Annotated in this window: 16 protein-coding genes, 1 other RNA gene and 1 pseudogene; 8 read left to right on the forward strand and 10 right to left on the reverse strand. The window is 69.1% G+C overall.

The annotated features are described in order from the left end of the window. The first annotated feature begins 1 nt into the window (after position 1). Positions 2-1689, forward strand: a pseudogene (gene fadD8, locus AC5Y31_RS05405) (fatty-acid--CoA ligase FadD8). A gap of 2 nt (positions 1690-1691) precedes the next feature. Here the strand turns inward: fadD8 and AC5Y31_RS05410 are convergent. The 5 genes from AC5Y31_RS05410 to AC5Y31_RS05430 form a co-directional block, all read right to left on the reverse strand. Beyond that, the gene (locus tag AC5Y31_RS05410; RefSeq protein ID WP_499978998.1) at positions 1692-2552 is read right to left on the reverse strand and encodes an LLM class F420-dependent oxidoreductase; all 861 of its coding nucleotides are present in this window, start codon (positions 2550-2552) and stop codon (positions 1692-1694) included. Between the two features lie 31 nt (positions 2553-2583). Next, positions 2584-3393 carry an oxygenase MpaB family protein gene (locus AC5Y31_RS05415; RefSeq protein WP_499978684.1) on the reverse strand — a complete coding sequence of 270 codons (810 nt, stop codon included), beginning with the start codon at positions 3391-3393 and terminating at the stop codon, positions 2584-2586. Positions 3394-3475: 82 nt separating this feature from the next. After that, on the reverse strand, positions 3476-4321 hold the full coding sequence (locus AC5Y31_RS05420) for an SURF1 family cytochrome oxidase biogenesis protein (RefSeq protein WP_499978687.1): 846 nt from the start codon (positions 4319-4321) through the stop codon (positions 3476-3478). Next, entirely contained in the window at positions 4321-4815 is a 495-nt protein-coding gene (locus tag AC5Y31_RS05425) for a low molecular weight protein-tyrosine-phosphatase (protein WP_499978689.1), read from the reverse strand. The genes AC5Y31_RS05420 and AC5Y31_RS05425 overlap by 1 nt, the downstream gene beginning before the upstream one ends. Beyond that, on the reverse strand, positions 4808-5470 hold the full coding sequence (locus tag AC5Y31_RS05430) for an HAD-IA family hydrolase (RefSeq protein WP_499978691.1): 663 nt from the start codon (positions 5468-5470) through the stop codon (positions 4808-4810). The genes AC5Y31_RS05425 and AC5Y31_RS05430 overlap by 8 nt, the downstream gene beginning before the upstream one ends. A gap of 61 nt (positions 5471-5531) precedes the next feature. On the opposite strand from AC5Y31_RS05430, the gene AC5Y31_RS05435 reads away from it, so the two are divergent. The 3 genes from AC5Y31_RS05435 to AC5Y31_RS05445 are packed head-to-tail and all read left to right on the forward strand — an operon-like array spanning position 5532 to position 8539. Next, positions 5532-6665: a Nif3-like dinuclear metal center hexameric protein gene (locus tag AC5Y31_RS05435; RefSeq protein WP_499978693.1), complete on the forward strand. Its 1134-nt coding sequence runs from the start codon at positions 5532-5534 to the stop codon at positions 6663-6665. Next, positions 6662-7396 (forward strand): zinc ribbon domain-containing protein, encoded by a 735-nt coding sequence (locus AC5Y31_RS05440; RefSeq protein ID WP_065025907.1) that lies wholly within the window; start codon positions 6662-6664, stop codon positions 7394-7396. The genes AC5Y31_RS05435 and AC5Y31_RS05440 overlap by 4 nt, the downstream gene beginning before the upstream one ends. 24 nt (positions 7397-7420) lie before the next feature. After that, positions 7421-8539: a bifunctional RNase H/acid phosphatase gene (locus AC5Y31_RS05445; RefSeq protein ID WP_499978695.1), complete on the forward strand. Its 1119-nt coding sequence runs from the start codon at positions 7421-7423 to the stop codon at positions 8537-8539. A gap of 6 nt (positions 8540-8545) precedes the next feature. On the opposite strand, the gene AC5Y31_RS05450 is transcribed toward AC5Y31_RS05445, so the two are convergent. From AC5Y31_RS05450 to cysK, 3 genes are read right to left on the reverse strand one after another with little or no spacing between them, the layout of a single operon-like run. Further along, entirely contained in the window at positions 8546-9121 is a 576-nt protein-coding gene (locus tag AC5Y31_RS05450; RefSeq protein ID WP_065025905.1) for a helix-turn-helix domain-containing protein, read from the reverse strand. A gap of 40 nt (positions 9122-9161) precedes the next feature. Beyond that, positions 9162-9746, reverse strand: a complete 585-nt coding sequence (epsC, locus tag AC5Y31_RS05455; RefSeq protein WP_499978697.1) for a serine O-acetyltransferase EpsC — start codon at positions 9744-9746, stop codon at positions 9162-9164. Positions 9747-9753: 7 nt separating this feature from the next. Continuing rightward, entirely contained in the window at positions 9754-10689 is a 936-nt protein-coding gene (gene cysK / locus AC5Y31_RS05460) for a cysteine synthase A (RefSeq protein WP_065025903.1), read from the reverse strand. Positions 10690-10916: 227 nt separating this feature from the next. Between cysK and AC5Y31_RS05465 the strand changes: the two genes are divergently transcribed. Continuing rightward, positions 10917-11861, forward strand: a complete 945-nt coding sequence (locus AC5Y31_RS05465; RefSeq protein WP_499978699.1) for an NAD(P)/FAD-dependent oxidoreductase — start codon at positions 10917-10919, stop codon at positions 11859-11861. Further along, positions 11858-12505 carry a class I SAM-dependent methyltransferase gene (locus tag AC5Y31_RS05470; protein WP_082966573.1) on the forward strand — a complete coding sequence of 216 codons (648 nt, stop codon included), beginning with the start codon at positions 11858-11860 and terminating at the stop codon, positions 12503-12505. Before AC5Y31_RS05465 ends, AC5Y31_RS05470 begins: the two co-directional genes overlap by 4 nt. Here the strand turns inward: AC5Y31_RS05470 and AC5Y31_RS05475 are convergent. Beyond that, positions 12490-13215 carry a 2OG-Fe(II) oxygenase gene (locus AC5Y31_RS05475; RefSeq protein WP_065025929.1) on the reverse strand — a complete coding sequence of 242 codons (726 nt, stop codon included), beginning with the start codon at positions 13213-13215 and terminating at the stop codon, positions 12490-12492. The two genes, AC5Y31_RS05470 and AC5Y31_RS05475, sit on opposite strands and share 16 nt — an antisense overlap. A gap of 58 nt (positions 13216-13273) precedes the next feature. Here AC5Y31_RS05475 and rnpB point away from each other — a divergent pair. After that, an RNA gene (rnpB, locus tag AC5Y31_RS05480) (RNase P RNA component class A) lies at positions 13274-13661 on the forward strand. A gap of 468 nt (positions 13662-14129) precedes the next feature. Then, the gene (locus AC5Y31_RS05485; RefSeq protein ID WP_499978701.1) at positions 14130-14591 is read left to right on the forward strand and encodes a hypothetical protein; all 462 of its coding nucleotides are present in this window, start codon (positions 14130-14132) and stop codon (positions 14589-14591) included. 180 nt (positions 14592-14771) lie between these two features. Here the strand turns inward: AC5Y31_RS05485 and AC5Y31_RS05490 are convergent, their stop codons facing one another. Further along, entirely contained in the window at positions 14772-16190 is a 1419-nt protein-coding gene (locus tag AC5Y31_RS05490; protein WP_499978702.1) for a CYTH and CHAD domain-containing protein, read from the reverse strand. Positions 16191-16232 lie beyond the last annotated feature (42 nt).

Raw genomic sequence — 16232 nt, forward strand, 5'->3', positions numbered from 1 at the left:
GATCTTCGGGGCGGTGGGGTGTCAACCCTCGGCCCGTTCCGGGGCTCTCGGTAGTCTCCAGCGACAACCCGTCAGCGCAGTAGCAGAGGTAAGCCCATGTCGACGCACGAATTGCGCCACCCCATCCATTCCGGGCATCTGACCGTGGGCGCCCTCAAGCGCAACAAGGACAAACCGGTGCTGGCCCTCGGCGACACCACGCTGACCGGCGGCCAGCTCGCCGAGCGCATCAGCCAATACATTCAGGCCTTCGAGGCGCTCGGCGCCGACACCTGCGGGCTGCTGTCGCTGAACCGTCCCGAGGTGCTGATGATCATCGGCGCCGGGCAGACCCAAGGCTATCGGCGCACCGCGCTGCACCCGCTGGGGTCGTTGGACGACCACGCCTACGTGCTGGCCGACGCGGGGGTCAGCACGCTGATCATCGACCCGACCCCGGCCTTCGTGGAGCGTGCCCTCGGCCTGCTCGACAAGGTGTCCTCGCTGCGACAGGTGCTGACCATCGGGCCGGTGCCACCGGAGCTCGACGGCAAGGCGGTCGACCTGGCCGCCGAAGCCGCCAAATTCGAGCCGCAGCCACTGGTGGCCGCCGATCTGGCCGCAGACCACATCGGCGGGCTCACCTACACCGGCGGAACCACCGGAAAACCGAAGGGAGTCATCGGCACCGTCGCGTCCATCACCGCGATGACGACCATTCAGCTCGCCGAGTGGGAGTGGCCAGAAGAGCCGAAGTTCCTGATGTGCACCCCGTTGTCGCATGCGGGCGCGGCGTTCTTCGTGCCGACGATCGTCAAAGGCGGTCAGCTGGTGGTGCTGACCAAGTTCGATCCGGCCGAGGTGCTGCGGGTGATCGAGGAGCAGAAGATCACCGCCACCATGCTGGTGCCGTCGATGATCTACGCGCTGCTGGATCACCCGGATTCGCACACCCGCGACCTGTCCTCGCTGGAGACGGTGTACTACGGCGCCTCGGCGATGAACCCGGTACGGCTCCAGGAGGGCATCGACCGGTTCGGGCCGATCTTCGCCCAGTACTACGGTCAGTCCGAGGCGCCGATGGTGATCACCTATCTGGCCAAGGGGGACCACGACCAGAAGCGACTCACCTCCTGTGGCCGTCCGACGCTGTTCGCGCGGGTGGCGCTACTGGGCGAGGACGGCACTCCGGTGGCCCAGGGCGAGGTCGGCGAGATCTGTGTGTCCGGGCCGCTGCTCTCCGGCGGCTACTGGAATCTTCCGGAGGCCACGGCCGAGACGTTCAAGGGCGGCTGGATGCACACCGGCGACCTGGCTCGTGAGGACGAAGACGGTTTCTACTACATCGTGGACCGCACCAAGGACATGATCGTCACCGGCGGGTTCAACGTGTTTCCCCGCGAGGTCGAGGACGTCATCGCCGAGCATCCGTCGGTGGCTCAGGTGTGCGTGATCGGCACCCCCGACGAGAAGTGGGGCGAGGCGGTGACCGCGGTGGTGGTGTTGCGTGCCGGTGTCGACACCGGTGCCGCGGCCATCGCCGCGATGACGGCCGAGATCCAGTCCGCGGTCAAAGAGCGCAAGGGCTCGGTCCAATCACCCAAGCAGGTCATCGTCGCGGAATCGCTGCCGGTGACCGCGCTGGGTAAGCCGGACAAGAAGGCGGTGCGCGCCCAATTCTGGTCCGGTGCAGACCGTTCGGTCGGCTGAGATCAGCCCAGCGCCTCAGCCAACTTGCGCCACTGTGCACGCGGGAAGGCGCGCGGGTCGGCATCCAACAGCTGCACACAAACGTGGTCGGCCCCGGCGGCCCGGTGCTCGGCGATCCGGCTGGTGATGGTCTCTGGGCTGCCCCAGGCGATGAGCGCGTCGAAGAGCCGGTCGCTGACTCCCACGATGTCGTCTTCGGAGAATCCCGAGCGCAGCAGGTTGTTCGCGTAGTTGGGCAGTGCCAGGTAGGAGCCCAGCCACTTGGTGCCGATCACGCGTGCCTCGTCACGGCTCGAGCACAAGATCGCGGTCTGCTCGGGCAGCAGCAGTGGGCCGTCGCCCAGTTGCTCGCGGGCAAACCGGGTGTGCTCGGTGGTCGTCAGGTAGGGGTGGGCGCCGCGGCTGCGGTTGGCGGCCAGCTCCAGCATCTTCGGGCCCAGTGCGGCGAGCACCCGGGACCCGACCGGGACGGGCGTGTCGGCGGCGTCGAGACCGTCGAGGAAGGTGGTCATCGCCCGCAGCGGCCGGCGGTAGCGCCCGGGATCCCCGGCGTCGATCAGCGGGGCATGGCTGACACCGATGCCGAGCAGGAACCGATCACCGTGGGCCGCGGTCAGCGATGCGTAGGACGCCGCGACGTCGGCCGGGGCATGCATCCACAGGTTCAGGATTCCGGTGGCGATGACCGCCTGCCGGGTGGCCGACAGCAAGTTTTCCACCGAGTCGAACACCGGGCCGCCGACGTCGGGGATCCATAGTGCGCCGAAGCCCAATTCCTCCAGCTCGGCGGCCGCCTCGGCGGCCTCGCCCTGATCGCCGTAGCGCAACGGCGCACTCCAGATTCCCACACCCGTGATGTTCACCATGACCCCAGGATGGCATGGCGCCGACGCGCTAGACGACGGGCATGCCGTAGCGGGCCCGAAAACGCATGTCCCACAGGTACGCCCGATAACCCAGCACCCAGACCTGGTGGGGGATGAGCCGATCGGCCACTCGCAGCCCCGACAGTAGCCATTCGAACCTGCGTTGCTGCGACGTCGACCAGTCCAGCTGCATCAGCTGGCGGAACTCCGCGGGTAAGAACCCGGTTGTCGCGAACAGGTTGAGCGGGCCGGCCAGCCGCAGCGGCCAGGGCAGGAACACCATCGACGCCACCCCGCGCAGATGCGCACGCACCGGGGGATCGATGCGCAGCTCGTGCAGCGAGTGCTTCCAGTACTCGTCGAACGCCGCGCGGTCCTTCGGCCACATCTCATCGCGCACCTGCAAGGTGGTGCCCAGCTTCTTGGCGTCGGCGTAGATCGCATCCGCGGCTGCGTCGTCGAGCGGGCCGTGCAGGATCTCGTGCTGGTCGACGAAGTAGCGGTACAGGCAGGCCGCCACCCACAGTTGCAGCTCGGGGTCGAACGCGTTGTAGCGCACCGGGCTTTCGGGCGTGGAACGAACCTGCCGGTGGGCGGTGTCCACGGCGGCGCGGTAGAGCGCGCGGTCGTTCGCGCTGCCGATGGCGGCGACCGCCAGGTAGGTGCCGGTGGTGCGGGCCCGCTTGAACGGATGCTTGTACACGTTGCCGCTGTCCACCCGGCTTTCCTGCACGCCGTAGCCGACCCCGGGCAGCGAGAGCTGCATGATCACGTTGGCGGCCGGCATCAGCAGCGCAGCGGGATTCAGCAGGTCGACGATCCTGGTGGTTCGTCTCATGGCAGCCCCATGGCTGGAGTATGCCCGAACACCGGGGCCGATACGCCGCACTTGGGCGATGGTGACGCGGCGCCGGCGATGATCAGCGCCGGCGGCCGTACCGGTCGGCGAGCTTCTGCTCTACGGTCATCGGCGGCGCGGGCTCATCGGCGTCGGGGTCCTCGGCGGCCTGTTCGTCGAGAGCTCTCTCCGACCGCCGGGCGCGTATCTCGGCATACGCGAAGTAGCCCAGTCCGATCGGGGCGAGGATCCCGAACGCGATCCACTGGATCCCGTAGGACAAGAACGGCCCGTTATCGCGGCGCGGCAGCGCGATCAGTCCCAGCCCGCCCGGCTGGTCCTCCACCAGCTGCAGGTAGGAGCCGGTGAGTGGAACCCCGGTGAATGCCGCGACCTGTTCGGTGTTGATCGAATACACCTGACGGAAACCGTTCTCGCTGAACGGATTCTTGCCTGGAATCGTCTCCTGCGGATCCCGCAGCCGCGCGGTGATGGTGACCTGCTCGTCCGGTGGCGGCGGGATCTGCGGCATCCGCGAGCCGCCGTCGTCGGTGCGCACATAGCCGCGGTTGACCAGTACGGTCGGCCCGCCGTGGACCGCGAACGGCGTCAGCACCTCGAACGCCGGCACCCCCTCGACCAGCCGCAACCGCACCAGCACCTGCGCCTCGGCAAGGTAGTGCCCGGTGGCGCTCACCGGCCGCCACTGATCATCCGGGGCCGACGAATCCTGGTGCGGCAACAGCGTTGTCACCGGCACCGGCTCCGCGGTCAGCGCGTGTTCGAGCTGGCTGTTGGCCCGCGACGTGGTGGTGTTCTTGCCCAGTTGCCAGGGTGCCAGCACGGTGAAACACAGGTAGGCGAAGGCCAGCACCACCACCGCCAGGGCCAGCCAGCTCGGGCGCAGCAGGAAGGCCAGCCGCCGCATCAGCCGCCCTCGCCGCCCGCCAGCTGCGCGTCGACCCAATCGTGCAGGCCCGGCAGTGCGGCCGCGATGACATCAAAAGCCCGCTGGAAATCGTCGTGGCCGCCGTAGTAGGGATCCTCGACGTCGGGGACGGCCGCGCCCGAACGCGGATCGAAGGAACGCAGCATCCGGATCCGCTCAGCCGGAACCCCGAGCCCGCGAAGCCAGCCGACGTGGTTGCGCCCCAGCGCGACTACCAGATCGGCCGACATGTGGTCGGCGTCGACCTGGGCGGCGCTGTGCTCCACCGGATAGCCGTGGGTGAGCAGCACCCGATTGGTGCGCTCGTCGGCGCCCTTTCCGGTGTGCCAATCCGCGGTCCCGGCGCTGGTGACGCGCACCGCATCACCCAGGCCACGCTGCGCAAGCTCATGGGCGAACATCTTCTCGGCCATCGGGGAACGGCAGATGTTGCCGGTGCAGACGAACGTGACATGCAATGCCGGCTCAGACACCGAGCACCTCCCGCAACTCGGCGACGGTCTGGACGCGGGCGGCCGGACCCGTCTCGGCGTCGTCGTAATCGGCCTGCCCGTAACCCCAGCCGACCAGCACGGTATCGATACCGTGCGCGGCCGCCCCGTCGACGTCGTGGCGCCGGTCGCCCACCATCAGCACCCGGTCCGGCAGCGGCGCCAGCTGCTCCAGCGCGTGGGCCAGCACGTCGGACTTGGCCGCGCGGCTGCCGTCGACGCTGGCGCCGGCGACCACGTCGAAAAACCCGTCGAGCCCGAAGTGGGCCAGGATCTTGCGTGCGGTCGGCTCGACTTTGGAGGTGGCCACCGCCAGCCGCACGCCGGCGGCCCGCAGGTCGGTCAGCAGCGCGGTGACGCCGTCGAACATGGTGTTCATCCGCCAGCCGCGGCTGGTGTAATCGGCGCGGTAGGCGGCGATCGCCGCGTCGGTCTGTTCGCCGAGGCCCATCGCGGCCAGCGTGTGGTGCATCGGCGGGCCGACGAGCCACTGGGCCAGATCGCCGCCGGGCACCGGCGCCCCGATGTGGTCCAGCGCGTGGCGGAAGCTGGCGACGATCCCGGCGGCGGAGTCGGTCAAGGTGCCGTCCAGGTCGAAGATCACCAGCTCGGCGGTGGCAGTGGTCGTGCGCGTCACGAGCCCATTGTCCCCGACGTGCGCGGCGAGCCCGCCGGGTGGCGCACTACTGTCTTGAAGTGTGACTGCGCGGCTGGCTGACGTCATCGACGTGCTGGACGCCGCCTACCCGCCGGAGCTGGCCCAGTCCTGGGATTCGGTCGGGCTGGTTTGCGGCGATCCGGACGAGCTGGTGAGCTCGGTGACGGTCGCCGTCGACGCCACCGCCGCGGTGGTCGATGAGGTTCCCGACGGTGGCCTGCTGCTGGCCCATCATCCGCTGCTGTTGCGCGGGGTGGACACCGTGGCGGCGAGCACAGCCAAGGGAGCCCTGATCCACCGGCTGATCCGTTCCGGACGTGCCTTGTTCACCGCTCACACCAACGCCGACGCGGCCAACCCCGGGGTATCGGATGCGCTGGCCGAGGCGCTGGGGCTGACCGTGGAGGCCGTGCTGGAACCGGCGCCGAGTGCGCCCGACACCGACAAGTGGGTGATCTACGCCCCGACCGAGCACGCCGAGGCGGTGCGGGCCGCGGTGTTCGCCGCCGGGGCGGGGCACATCGGTGACTATGCGCAATGCAGCTGGAGCGTGACCGGCACCGGGCAGTTCCTGCCCGGCGACGGGGCGGCGCCCACGATCGGCCAGGTGGGCGCGGTGGAGCGCGTCGCCGAGGACCGCGTCGAGGTGGTGGCGCCGGCCCGGTTCCGCGGCCGGGTCCGTGCGGCGCTGCTGGCTGCGCACCCCTACGAGGAGCCGGCGTTCGACGTCTTCGCGTTGCAGCCGCTACCGGCCGGTGTCGGGATCGGCCGGATCGGCACCTTGGCAGCGCCGGAGCCGCTGAGCGCCTTCGTCGCCCGGGTCGCTGCCCGGCTGCCCGCCACCTCATGGGGGGTGCGCGCGGCGGGGGATCCGGATCTGCCGGTGTCGCGGGTCGCGGTCTGTGGCGGTGCCGGAGACTCGCTGCTGGATGCGGCGGCCAAGGCCGACGCCCAGGTTTTCCTCACCGCGGATCTGCGCCACCACCCGGCCGACGAGCACTCCCGACGGTCACCGGTGGCGCTGGTCGACGTGGCGCACTGGGCCAGTGAATACCCCTGGTGCGCGCAAGCCGCCGACGTGCTCCGTTCGCACTTCGGTGCGGCCGTGCCGGTGCGCGTCAGCGCGCTGCGCACCGACCCCTGGAACCTCGCTTGCGAAGGAGACCGGCAATGAAGGCCGAAGTGGCACAGCAACGTTCGCTGCTGGAATTGTCGGAGATCGACGCCGAACTGTCCCGGCTCGCGCACCGGGCCGGTCATTTGCCCGAACAGCAGGACCGGATGCGCATCCAGGCCGACCACACCACCGCCTCCGACCGGATGGCCGCGCTGGAACTGGCGTTGGAGGACTTGGACGCCCAGGCCGCCCGCTTCGAGTCGGAGATCGACGCGGTGCGCCAGCGCGAGGACCGTGACCGCGCCCTACTGGACTCAGGGCAGGTCAACGCCAAGCAGGTCACCGACCTGCAGCACGAGCTGGAGACGTTGCAGCGCCGCCAGGCCAGCCTGGAGGATTCGCTGCTGGAGCTGCTGGAGCAGCGCGAGCAATTGCAGGCCCAGGCGACCGCCGAGTCGGCCGTGATCGACGGACTGGCCGCCGACCTGGCCCGGGTGCAGCAGACGCTGGACACCGCCTCGGGGGAGATCGAGGCCACCCGCGCCCAGCGTGCGGCGAGCCGCGAGCAGCTGGCCGCAGCAATCGACGCCGAGCTGCTGGCGCTCTATGAGCGGCAGCGCGCATCCGCCGGCGTCGGTGCCGGACCGCTACGGGGCGGCCAGTGCGGGGCCTGCCGGATCGAGATCGACCGCGGCGAGCTGGCGCGGATCTCGGCGGCTCCGCCGGAGGAGGTGCTGCGCTGTCCGGAGTGCAGTGCGATCCTGCTGCGGGTCAAGGACTTTGGTTAGTGCGGCGCCGATGAAGGTCGTGGGATGAAGGTCATCGTCGAAGCCGACGGCGGGTCGCGCGGCAACCCGGGGCCGGCCGGCTACGGAACGGTGGTGTGGTCCGCGGATCGCGCCGAGGTGCTGGCCGAAGCTCGGGAGTCGATCGGCACGGCCACCAACAATGTCGCCGAATACCGTGGCCTGGTCGCCGGTCTGACCGAGGCGGCACGGTTGGGCGCCGCCGAGGTCGCGGTGTTCATGGACTCCAAGCTGGTGGTCGAGCAGATGGCCGGGCGGTGGAAGGTCAAGCATCCCGACCTGATCACCCTGCATCGGCAGGCCCGCGAATTGGCCGCGAAGTTCGACCACGTCCGCTACAGCTGGATTCCGCGGGAGAAGAACTCGCACGCCGACCGGCTGGCCAACCAGGCGATGGACGCCGCGGCCGCGTTGGCCGGTGCTGAGCCGGCTTCGGCCGAGCCCGTGAAACCGGTCCAGGAGAAGCCCGAAAAGCCTTCACCGCCAACGGCGCCGGGCTGGACGGGCGCAACAGGAACGCCCACCCGACTTTTGCTGCTGCGGCACGGGCAGACCGAACTGTCGGTGCAGCGCCGCTACTCCGGACGGGGCAACCCGCCGCTGACCGACACCGGTCGGGCGCAGGCCGATGCGGCGGCACGCTATCTCGCTGGGCGCGGCGGCATTTCGGCGGTGATCAGTTCGCCGCTGCAGCGCTGTTATGACACGGCCACCGCGGCGGCCAAGTTGCTGCACCTGGACGTGACCGTCGACGAGGACCTGACCGAAACCGACTTCGGGGCCTGGGAGGGGCTGACTTTCGCCGAGGCGGCTGCACGCGACCCGGAATTGCACCGGCGGTGGCTGAAGGACACCTCCACGCAGCCACCGGAGGGGGAGAGCTTCGATGCGGTGCAGCAGCGGGTGGGACGGGCGCGCGACCGGATCGTCGCCGAACACCGCGGTACCACCGTGTTGGTGGTGTCGCACGTGACCCCGATCAAGACCGTCCTGCGCCTGGCGCTGGACGCCGGTCCGGCGATCCTCTACCGGCTGCACCTGGATCTGGCGTCGCTGAGCATCGCCGAGTTCTTCGCAGACGGGCCCGCTTCGGTGCGGCTGGTGAACCAGACGGCCTATCTCTAGTCGGCCTCAATCGTGCAGGTGCACTCGTTCACCGTGGGCGCCGAAGAGCATGATCGCCTCGGCGGGCCCGTCGACCGCACCGAACCAGTGCGGGGTCCAGGTGGAGAATTCGACGGCCTCGCCCGGGCCGATCAGGAAGTCGTCGTCGCCAAGCACCAGTCGCAGGCGCCCGGACAGCACGTACATCCACTCGTGGCCCTCGTGCACCGGTAACTCGGCCGGGCGGCGGCGCCGCACGCTGACCCGGATCTTGAAGGCGTGCAGACCACCGGCCGGCCCGTGCCGGGTCAGCGGCCAGTAGGTGATGCCATGGTGGGTCTGCGAGGCACCCCGCACCCGCGGGTCGGGGCGTTCAGGGGCGCGCAGCAACTCGTCGGTGGTGACCGCGAGGGCCTCGGCCAGCCGGGGCAGATGATCCAGCGCCAAGCGCCGTTTGCCGGACTCCAGGCGGCTCAGCGTGGAGACGTCGATGCGGGCGCGAGTGGCCACGTCCTCCAGCGTCAGGCCCTGCTGCGTGCGCAGCTCGCGCAGCCGTCGCCGTACCCGCAGATCGACACCGCTTTCCTCGTCATTTGCCGACATGGCAAATCAGCTTGCCAGCAGATGGCGGGGCCGTGCAATGTCAGATGTACATCGCCGGGTCGATGTAGGACGTCGGGTCCACGCCGGGTTCGCGCTGGTTCTCGGTGCGGGCGCGCACCACCGCGGGAATTCCGGTGGCGATCGAATTCGCCGGCACGTCATGAGTGATGACCGCATTGGCGCCGATCGCGGAATCGTCGCCGATTCGTAACGGCCCCAGCACTTTTGCGCCGGCGCCGATGGTCACCCTGTCACCTACCGTAGGGTGCCGTTTGCCCCGCTTCAGCGAGCGGCCGCCGAGCGTCACCCCGTGGTAGAGCATCACGTCGTCGCCGATCTCGGTGGTCTCGCCGATCACGACGCCCATACCGTGGTCGATGAAGAACCGCCGGCCGATGGTTGCGCCTGGATGGATCTCGATCCCGGTGGCCAGACGGGTGGCCTGGGACAGCAGCCGGGCGACGCCGCGCAGTGCCGGCCGGGACCAAAGCCGGTGTGCCACACGGTGCGCCCAGATAGCATGCAGACCCGAATAGACCAGCGCATTCTCCACGTCCCCACGTGCCGCCGGGTCGTGCGCGCGCGCGTTGCGCAGGTCTTCGCGGATAGCCGATAGCAGGCTCATTGAGTGGTCATTCCCTGATGTGCTCGAACAGCGGTGTGGAGATGTATCGCTCGCCGAAGTCGGGGATGACCACGACGATGAGCTTGCCGGCATTCTCGGGGCGTTTGGCCAGTTCCAGAGCGGCCCAGACATTTGCACCCGCAGAGATTCCACCGAGGATGCCTTCGTCGGTGCCGAGCTCGCGGGCCACCCGAATGGCGTCCTCGAATCCGACATCGATGATCTCGTCGTAGACGTCCCGGTCCAGCACCTCGGGTACGAAATTCGGCCCGAGGCCCTGGAGCTTGTGCGGCCCGGGGTCGCCACCGTTGAGAATCGCGGACTCCTTGGGCTCGACGCCGACGATCTTGACCTCGGGCTTGCGTTCTTTGAGGGCGTGGCCCACCCCGGTCAGCGTTCCCCCGGTGCCGATGCCGGCGACGAAGACGTCGACGGCGCCCGCGGTGTCCGTCCAGATCTCCTCAGCGGTCGTCGTCGCATGGATCTGCGGGTTGGCGGGGTTGGCGAACTGATCGGCGGCGACGGCGTTGTCGGTGTCGGCGATGATCTGCTTGGCCTTGGCCACCGCGCCGGACATGCCCTCGGCGCCGGGCGTCAAGACGATCTCGGCGCCGAAGGCGCGAAGCATCACCCGGCGTTCGGTGGACATCGTGTCCGGCATGGTGAGGATCACCTTGTACCCGCGTGCCGCACCGACCATCGCCAGCGCGATGCCGGTGTTGCCGCTGGTCGCTTCGACGATGGTGCCGCCGGGCCGCAGTTCACCGGATCGCTCGGCAGCATCGATGATCGCCACCCCGATGCGGTCTTTGACGCTGCTGGCCGGGTTGTAGAACTCCAGCTTGGCCACGACCTGGGCGCCGAGCCCGTCGGTCACCCGGTTGAGCCGCACAAGCGGGGTGTGCCCGACCAGTTCGGCGACGTTGTCGTAGATCCTGCCCATAAGAGACCTTATCTCTCGCTGCTCGTCCGGTACTTCGTGGCTACGCCCGAATAGACCCACTCAACGATGCTAGGAGTCGGGTTCGCTGTGGCGGCGGACGGGCCAGAAGAACGCCTCGCCTCGCACCGGCGTGGGCGCTGTCACGCCGGTCGACCGGCACCCGGCGGACTTGCCCAGTTGGCAAATCGCCTTGCCAATTCTGCCGGCTGGCCTGCAGGCTCGGATGCATGAACGAAATCTGGGACTGCATCGTGGTGGGCGGCGGGGCGGCCGGGCTGAGCGCGGGCCTGGTGCTGGGCCGCGCCCGGCGCAAGACATTGGTGATCGACGCGGGGGAGCAGAGCAACCTGACCGCACCCGGCATCGGCGGTTTGTTGGGGCACGACGGCCGCCCACCCGCTGAGCTTTACGCGCTCGGCCGCCGCGAGCTCGCCTCCTACGGTGTACAAGTCCACGCCGCCGAGGTGGCCGACGTCGGCCGCGTCGACGGGGTTTTCGCCGTGCACCTGGCCGACGGGACCAGCCAGCGGACCCGCCGGGTGCTGCTGGCCACCGGCATGGCCTACTTGCCGCCGGAGTTGCCCGGCTTGGACAGCCTATGGGGCCGTTCGGTTTTCCACTGCCCGTTCTGCCACGGCTGGGAGGTGGCCGACCAGCCGCTGGCGGTACTGGCTGGTGGCGACCGGGCGGTGCATCTGGCGCTGTTGTTGCGGTGCTGGAGCGACGACATCGTGGTGCTCTGCGACGGTTCCGCCGATCTCGACGACGCAGGCAGAACCCGACTGGCCGGTGCCGGCATCGAGGTCGACGAGCGGCCGGTAGCGGCGCTGCAGGCAGCTGATGGTGAATTGGCGGCGGTGGTGTTCGCCGACGGCAGCCGACTTCCGCGCCGCGGGCTACTGGTCGCGACGGGCCTGCGGCAGCGGGATCAGCTCGCCGAGCGGCTCGGCGTGGACATCACCGGACCCGGCCCCGCCGCCGAAGACCCGGTTAACGTGGATCCGCTGTGTCGCACCTCGGTTCCCGGGGTGTTCGCCGCCGGGGATCTGACCGGGGAGATGCCACAGGTCGCCGCAGCCGTCGCTGCAGGCTCTCGGGCCGCAGCGGCGGTGGTGCAGAGCCTGGCGGCCGAAGATTACGGCTTACCGCTGCCCGGGAGCGTCGAGCGATGACTGAGCCGGTGCAGGACGCCCGGGAGTTCTGGGAGCAGTTCTACGGCGGCGATGAGCGGATATGGAGCGGGCACGTCAACGCCCACCTCGCCGAGGTCACCGCTGATCTGGCGCCGGGCCGGGCGCTGGACCTGGGTTGCGGTGAGGGCGCGGATGCGGTCTGGCTGGCCGAGGACGGTTGGCAGGTGGTCGCCGTCGACGTCTCCGACAACGCGTTAAGGCGAGCGCGGACCGCGGCGGCACAACGAGATGTGTCCTCACGCATCCGCTTCGAGCGCCACGACCTGTCCACCAGCTTCCCCGCCGGCCGGTTCGACCTGGTCTCGGCGCAGTTCCTGCACTCCCCGGCGCGGCTGGACCGCGAGACGGTGCTGCGTCGCGCCGCCGATGCCGTGGCGGTGGGTGGGCGGCTGCTGATCGTCGATCACGGCGCCGCGCCGCCGTGGGCAGGTGAGCAGGCTCACGAGCATCACTTCGCCACGGTCGACGAGGTCCTGGCGGGGTTGGCGCTCGACGACAAGCAGTGGGAACGGCTGCGGGCGGAGACCGTCGAGCGCGACGCGGTCGGGCCCGACGGGCAGGCCGCCACCCTGATCGACAACGTGATCTTGCTGCGACGGCAGGTTGGTCACCCGGCGTCGTGAAAGATCAGACCCAGTGCATAACGCTCGCCGGAGCGGATGGCCGAGACGCCATGGCGCACCGGCGCCGTCGACCAGCCGCGGGTGGAGCGCACCGGCCGGTCGCGGGTGGTGAACACATAGCCGTGCCCTTGCGGCAATTGCGTTGCAGTGCCCCGGGATTGGGCTCGCGGACGCTGTTCGACCAGCAGGAATTCGCCGCCGGTGTAGTCGGTGGCCGGGTCGCTGAGGTTGATCACCACCTGCAGTGGAAATACCAGCTCGCCATAAAGGTCCCGGTGCAGTGCATTCCAATCACCTTGACCGTAACGCAGCATCAGTGCGGTGGGTTTGGTCTGCCCGGCCCGGTGGCAGCGATCCAGCCATTCGTCGAAGTCGTCCGGCCAGGGTGCCTCTCGCCGCAGTCGGGCCGCCCAGTCCCGGGCGATCGGCAGCAGGTGCGGATACAGCGCCCGCTTGAGGTGATCGACGGGTTCGGGCATCGGTGCCGCAAAGTAGCGGTACTGGCCGGACCCGTACCGATGGCGCTGCATGTCGACGGTGGCGCGGAAGCGCTCATGGTCGGAGTAGACACCGCGTAGCCGCGCGGCCTCTGACACCGTCAGCAGCCGGGGCAACAGCGCGCCGCCGCAGTCGTCGAGCTCGGCGGCGATGGCGTCCCAGTCGCCGGCGTCCACCCGCCGCCGCCACGGTGTTGTCGCGTGTGCTCCCACAGCGTCATCATGCCGGTTGGCCTGCACCGACGCTTGCCGGTACGGTGATCAGCGCGGACGAGTTGGCCGGGCGGCCGCGGCTCGCCACAAGCGGGTCGAGGAAAGTCCGGACTTCACAGAGCAGGGTGATTGCTAACAGCAATCCGAGGTGACTCGCGGGATAGTGCCACAGAAAACAGACCGCCACCGTGAGGTGGTAAGGGTGAAACGGTGCGGTAAGAGCGCACCAGCGTCCCGGGTGACCGGGGCGGCTCGGTAAACCCCACCCGAAGCAAGGCCAAGAAGACCGCATTACGGTGCGGTCGCGCAGGTGTTCGAGGGCTGCTCGCCCGAATCTGCGGGTAGGCCGCTTGAGGTACCCGGCGACGGTGTGCCCAGATGGATGGTCGCCGCCGCACCGCGTAAGCGGTGCGGAACAGAATCCGGCTTACAGGCCAACTCGTCCGCCCTGCAACGTTGACCGGCGCGTTTAGCCCTTTTGTTGATTGCGGCGTTGCGCTGGAGTGGTGGCGGTCGGCGGAGCCTGTCCGACCCGGTGCGCACCGGCTCGGGCGTGGAGAACGCCTCAGGGATGTCCAACGGCGGGTTGGCCGGGGGGCGTTGGCTAACCCGCTTGGTGCGAATCTGCTCTGCCATGGCGTGCCCTTCCTCCGCGGAGAGGCGCCGGACAGCCCGCCCAGGGTTCTGCGCGGCGGTCGGTTCGGGTTCGGGCGGGGGCGTCATGCGGAGCAGACTAGCTATGAAATCCCTTGCGGGGGAGATGCTTTGCCCCCCGGGGCAAGCGAAATTCCGCCAAGTGCAGCACCGAGGGTGCGCGCCACGGTGTACGGACGGTTCGGAACGGCCACTGCTGCATATTCCAGGGGCTGCGTGGTGGACTGCGGGAGAGAGCATTGCGGGTTAACTTGTCGTCCATGACGAACGAAGAACAACTCCGGCGGATAGCCCGGGACGTATTTCCGGACTGGTCGCGGCCGCCCAGGATCGTGGTTGAGCAGATCGGCGAGCTGGTTAGGCGATGGCCGGTTGAAGGCTTCGCCCGCGAGACGTTGCCAGATCAGCAGCGCCGTCTTGTGTGGATCGACAGGCACGCGATCGGACAGCTGGACTACATCGCGGACGCTGCGGAGGAGCAGGATCTGGTTGCGCTGATCCGCCCGCTGAGCCAGATCACTGGGGTCGACGTCAACGCCTATGGTTCGGCGGACGCTTTCGGGCAGCGAACGTATCGGCGCGCCATGGTGGTGCGCTTTGCATCCGGGAATCCGATTGAGGTCGACACGACCCAACACGCGAACGACAGCCTTCGTGGTAACGCCGACCGGTTCATCGATCGGGTACTGGACGCCCTGGCGGGCATATCCGCCGGGGAATAGCCCGCTTCAAATGCTTTTTGACACAGCGTATTTCGTTGGTTGATCTGTGCCGCTGGGCCGGGTGGCGGCGCTGCCGTGCGGCATTCACTCCGGGAACACAATCCGGTTTACCGGCCGGCTCGTCCGCCTAGATCGCCCGGTTCATGGGGCGGTCCCAGTTTCGCCTCTCCTCCGCGAGTCTCACTGAACCGCCCGGTCGAGCTTGCGCAGCGCGGGCCGCAACTTCGCCCGACTCTGCGCGGCGAGGTCGGCCTCGCGGGCATACAGCAGCCCGTAGGTGAAGGTGTCCTGGCCGGCGGCCGCCGCGGCATCGGCCTGTTGAAGCAGATGCGCCCGGCTGACCACGCTGTCCTGGTGGTCGCCGAGCAGGCTCTGAATCGTCTTCGCCCGTTTGGCGATCTTCTTCTTATCCGCGGCTGCGGCGGCGTAGCGCAGCCGCTTGGCGGCCTTGCGGATCCGGTGCAGCGCCGCGTCGCGGTCGGCGGCCGTCTTGGCGGCCTTGGCCGCCTTGCGCAGCCGCCGGTAGGCGATGTCGACGGTGGCGTACTGCTCGGCGGCAGGTGCGCTGATCAGATCGTCGAGGTCGTCGAGCAGCCGGAAGTAGCGCGGGGAGCGCATCGCGGCCAGGCTGCGCCGTCGTCCCGCCTGATAGCGGCGCAGCGAACCGCCGACCAGCCGTTCGCCGACCGGCCCACGGAGCAGCTCAGGCCTCAGCTCGTCGAGCGCCTGCTGATAGCGCTGGGCCAGGACCTCGGCGTCGCGGGCGACACCGAGCACCGCACCCAATTCCTGCAGTTCGCCGAGCAGCCGGGCGTGGGCCGACTCCTCGCCGTGCAACAGGCTGCGGATCCGTCGGATCGTCACCCGCATCTGATGAACCGCATCATCGGCGTCGGCACGCATTGCGCGATCCCAGACCAGCAGTTGCTCGATCTGCTCGGCCAGCGCCCGATGCAGGCGGTCGGTCGGGTGCGCGGGCACCGCCGGCGCTCCGAGCACCCGGGCCAGTTTGGAGCCGTAGCCGGCCGGCTCGGCGCCGGTGTCGAGCAGCCGGTGGCTCAGCCGGTCCAGCAACTCGAGGTCCCCGCAGCCCAGTTCCAGTTCCCATTCCCGCCAGTGCTGTTCGGCTTGCTCGTGCTCGGAGCCTTCGGCCGACGCGGTGACCTGGTCGTCGCAGAACTCAGCCAGCACTTCACCCCGATCGTCGCGCAGCACCACCACACTGCGGGCGGTACAGATTCGTGCCACGGGTGCCAGCGGCCGATCCCTGACGATTGCCGTCACCACGTCGAGCAGTTCGTCCGGAATCTTCGGGCCCAGGGGTGCGCGCACCTCGGTGCGGGTGTCCGGCCCGGCCGGAAGTTTCAGGTGCCAGCCGGCGTCGGAACCGCCGGTGCGCCGGCGCAATGTGACTCGTCGGGCCGCCAGGTCGTGGCCGGGTGTATCGAAGTACACCGCCGCCAGGGCCTGTTCCGGCAACTGCTCAACTCGGGCGACCCCGGCGATGCCGTCGAAGGACGGCGAGATGGCCGACGCGTCAACGTCGAATTTGCGTTCCACCTCGCGATATTGAGCGGTGTTCGGGTCGGTTGCCGACACGCCTCCAGCCTGTCACATCCCGACCGCCCGGACACCGCGTTC

It is taken from the genome of Mycobacterium sp. NGS18 (genome assembly GCF_059813185.1).

What these genes read in the sequence shown, in the direction of transcription:
- AC5Y31_RS05445 (WP_499978695.1), top strand. Translation starts at nt 7,421, where the DNA reads ATGAAGGTCATCGTCGAAGCCGACGGCGGGTCGCGCGGCAACCCGGGG.
- AC5Y31_RS05470 (WP_082966573.1), top strand. Translation starts at nt 11,858, where the DNA reads ATGACTGAGCCGGTGCAGGACGCCCGGGAGTTCTGGGAGCAGTTCTAC.
- cysK (WP_065025903.1), bottom strand. Translation starts at nt 10,689, where the DNA reads ATGGGCAGGATCTACGACAACGTCGCCGAACTGGTCGGGCACACCCCG.
- AC5Y31_RS05450 (WP_065025905.1), bottom strand. Translation starts at nt 9,121, where the DNA reads ATGTCGGCAAATGACGAGGAAAGCGGTGTCGATCTGCGGGTACGGCGA.
- epsC (WP_499978697.1), bottom strand. Translation starts at nt 9,746, where the DNA reads ATGAGCCTGCTATCGGCTATCCGCGAAGACCTGCGCAACGCGCGCGCG.
- AC5Y31_RS05485 (WP_499978701.1), top strand. Translation starts at nt 14,130, where the DNA reads ATGACGAACGAAGAACAACTCCGGCGGATAGCCCGGGACGTATTTCCG.
- AC5Y31_RS05420 (WP_499978687.1), bottom strand. Translation starts at nt 4,321, where the DNA reads ATGCGGCGGCTGGCCTTCCTGCTGCGCCCGAGCTGGCTGGCCCTGGCG.
- AC5Y31_RS05440 (WP_065025907.1), top strand. Translation starts at nt 6,662, where the DNA reads ATGAAGGCCGAAGTGGCACAGCAACGTTCGCTGCTGGAATTGTCGGAG.
- AC5Y31_RS05465 (WP_499978699.1), top strand. Translation starts at nt 10,917, where the DNA reads ATGAACGAAATCTGGGACTGCATCGTGGTGGGCGGCGGGGCGGCCGGG.
- AC5Y31_RS05415 (WP_499978684.1), bottom strand. Translation starts at nt 3,393, where the DNA reads ATGAGACGAACCACCAGGATCGTCGACCTGCTGAATCCCGCTGCGCTG.